Source organism: Lapillicoccus sp. (genome assembly GCF_025353065.1).
Lineage (GTDB): Bacteria > Actinomycetota > Actinomycetes > Actinomycetales > Dermatophilaceae > Lapillicoccus.
The window spans coordinates 1-3,333 of sequence record NZ_JANXRJ010000147.1 but is presented as its reverse complement, the minus strand read 5'-3'; the positions used below and the strand labels follow the sequence as shown (position 1 = coordinate 3,333).

The window sequence follows — 3,333 nt, the reverse complement described above, 5'->3', positions numbered from 1 at the left end:
GTTTCCACCGCCACGTCGGTGCCGGCGCCGATCGCGATGCCGAGGTCGGCCTGGGCGAGGGCCGGGGCATCGTTGACCCCATCACCGACCATCGCCACCCGATGCCCTGCCGCCATCAGCTCCGCGACGCTCGCCGCCTTGTCACCGGGCAGGACGTCGGCGATGACCCTGGTGACCCCGAGCTGCGCCGCGATCCGGGCGGCAGTAGCGGCGTTGTCGCCGGTGAGCATCACCACCTCGATCCCGAGGCCGCGCAGCTCCGCGACGGCAGCCGCTGAGGTGGGCCGCACCGCGTCGGCGATACCGATCACCGCGACCGCGCGCCCGTCGACCGCGGCGAGCACCGAGGTCCGCCCGTCGGCCGCGATCTCCACCTGCCGGACCCCGAGCGGGCCGAGGTCGACGTTCGCGGTCGTCATCAGCCGCGTGTTGCCCACCACCACCCGGCGGCCCTCGACGGTCGCGGTCGCTCCCTGACCGGGCACGTTGGTGAAATCCCGTGCGTCGAGTCGGCGCACGCCCGCGCCGTCCGCACGGTGCACGACCGCCTTCGCCAGGGGATGCTCGGACTCCCGTTCGACGGCGGCGATCAGCGCCAGCGCATCGGCCTCGGGCATCCCGTCGACGATCAGGTCCGTCACCTGCGGCGCCCCCAAGGTCAGGGTGCCAGTCTTGTCCATCACCACGACATCGATCTTCTTCGAGGTCTCGATCGCCGTCGCGTTCTTGAACAACACCCCACGGGCGGCACCGAGCCCCGTGCCCACCATGATCGCGGTCGGGGTCGCCAGGCCGAGGGCGTCGGGGCAGGTCACCACCACGACCGTGATCGCGAACAGTAGTGCCTCGCTGACCGACCGGCCTACGAGCAGCCACACCACGAACGTGGCCCCACCACCGAGGAGGGCGACCAGGACCAACCAGAACGCGGCCCGGTCCGCGAGCCGCTGTCCCGGGGCCTTAGAGTTCTGCGCCTCCTGCACCAGCTTCACGATCTGGGCCAGGGCGGTATCCGCGCCGACCCTGGTCGCCCGAACCCGCAGCGTGCCGCTGGTGTTGATGGTTGCCCCGACGACCTCGTCGCTCGGGCCCTTGTGCACCGGCAGGCTCTCGCCGGTGACCGTGGACTCGTCGACGTCGCTCTCGCCGTCCTCGACGACCCCGTCCGAGGCGATCTTCGACCCGGGGCGGACCAGCAGGAGGTCGCCGACGACGACCTGGTCGGTCGGGATCTCCACCGGCTCACCGCCTCGGAGCACGACCGCGACAGGCGGCGCCAGCTTCAACAGTGCCCGTACCGCTTCATTGGCCCCACCACGGGCCCGCATCTCGAAATAGTGGCCGAGCAGGACGAACGAGGTCAGGATCGTCGCCGCCTCGTAGAACACATCACCGCCGCCGGTGAGCGTCACTCCGACCGAGTACACCCAGCCCGCACCGACGGCCACCGCGACCAGGACCATCATGTCCAAGGTCCGCGCCCGAAGCGCCCGAACGGCGCCGGCGAAGAACACCTGCGCCGAGTAGAGGATCACCGGCAGGCTCAGCACCAGCTGGAACACGTCGTCGCGCAACCCGAACGGCGCCGGGACCCTGAACCCGAAGACGTCACGCCCGATCCGCGACCACAACGTGATCACCACCCCGAACACCACCGCCACCAAGAACCGGTCACGCATGTCGCGGACCATGCCCGCCATCGACATCTCCCCATGACCGCCATGACCCATCACGTCCGCCGGGCTGCCCGACCGAGGGGTAGGCGAATCGGTCGCGGTCACCAAGCCATGCTCGTGGTGAGCCACCTCGGCTCGGCCGCCTCTGTGGCCCCCAAGGGCGGTAGCGGCGTCCGATGAGTCCGCCAAAGACTCATCTGGAGACGTGGCCGGCGACGGGTGGGGCGGGCACACGTGATCCGGGACGGACTCCCCCCGGCAGTGATAGCCGCAGACCCGGATCCACTCGGCAAGGTCCTCGGACGTTGTGATGGCCGGGTCATACGTCACCGTTGCGGTCTGGGCGACCGGGTTCGCCTCCACAGCCAGCACCCCAGGCCTGCGACCCAGCACCGCCTCCACCGCGTTCTTCTGAGTCGCCCACTGCAGCCCGTCGAGCTCCATCACGACACGCAATGAACCCTCAAGCTGCTTCACGGCGACGTCGCCATCCGATCATCTGGCAACCGGTCAGGGGCGGTCCGTCGACTCATTCTCAAGAGAAGCTCGCCCCCACCGCCAGCCGCATCCGACTCACCGGGGCTGCTCCGCATGCCGCCGCGCATCATGCAGACCATCATCAGCGGACAGCCCAGCAGGATGACAAGGAACAAGGGTGAGAGGCCAGCCCACCAACCGAACACACCCCCGACCAGGAGCCCCACCACGTACATGTACACCGAGTGCCTGCTGCGCATGAGGCCTCCGACGAATCCCCGACAGGGCCGTCCCGTCGCCTGCGCCACCCTCCCATCGCCAGCAGCAACGCAATAAGAGGCAAAGGTCCCGACGCACCCTCCACAGAGCCGGGGTCGGGGGCCTCGGACAGCAACTTGAGGTCGAGGTCGCTCCCAGAGTCGCCAGACGATGCCGCGGACACGGGGCCGTGGCGTCACCTCTCGTTGGCGAGCCGGAGCTGGTGGAGCTACCGTCTGCGCGCGTAGCCAATTGCCTCCTCCGCACGAGGGCTGGCCGCTCATCGCGGCGCCTGCCCCACTCGACCTCATCGGCTACCTCACCCCCAGAACGCAACCTGCTGACCAAGCGCTTCCCTACACCCTGAGCCACCACCATCGGTAGGTCGCCGCGCGCGCCGCCGCGAGGCTTCAGGAAGTCCTGAGCCATGCGTAACTCCCCTCTTAGGTAACTCTGTTCAACGGTGGTTGGTGTCCGACAGGTGGTGATGTCGTCCTCGAGTCTCTGCGCGAGGTATCTCCTGGGCACCGTCCGCGTAGTCGCCGGCGGACCCTCGCGACTGTCCACTGAGCGTCAAGCCGGTCGGCCTGAACGGCAACGCTTGGCGGCTCATGCGAGCCGGGGGCAGAGAGCCGCCGAGAGCCTGGCTCGCGCAGCCGCAGAAAAAAAGGATGCGTGTCGGGTACACATCGGGTACACATCACAGCTGTAAACGGTCAATGCGAGTCAACGTTGAGTAAGGCCGAAACCGTTATTCCTCAACGTTTCCGGGGGCAGCCACCCAATTTCGATGATGCTCTAGTCGCCCTCTCAAGGCGGTAGCGCGGGTTCGAATCCCGTCGGGGCTACCAGGACAATCCCCGTATGACTGGGGATCGGGCCTTTTCGCTCGGGGGGCAAAGCGGGTCGACGTCGGCCCGGG

At 68.4% G+C, this 3,333-nt stretch carries 2 protein-coding genes; both read right to left on the bottom strand.

Annotated elements, in window-relative coordinates; genetic code table 11:
• The coding region (locus tag Q0R63_RS11660; protein ID WP_295697407.1) for a heavy metal translocating P-type ATPase at positions 1-2,120 on the bottom strand (2,120 nt) is incomplete at its 3' end.
• 29 nt (positions 2,121-2,149) lie between these two features.
• The gene (locus tag Q0R63_RS24590; protein ID WP_366521115.1) at positions 2,150-2,389 is read right to left on the bottom strand and encodes a DUF2933 domain-containing protein; all 240 of its coding nucleotides are present in this window, start codon (positions 2,387-2,389) and stop codon (positions 2,150-2,152) included.
• Between the last annotated feature and the right edge of the window lie 944 nt (positions 2,390-3,333).

Bases quoted from the DNA above. Each gene is read 5' to 3' on its own strand.
- Q0R63_RS24590 (WP_366521115.1), bottom strand. From the start codon at position 2,389: ATGTACGTGGTGGGGCTCCTGGTCGGGGGTGTGTTCGGTTGGTGGGCT.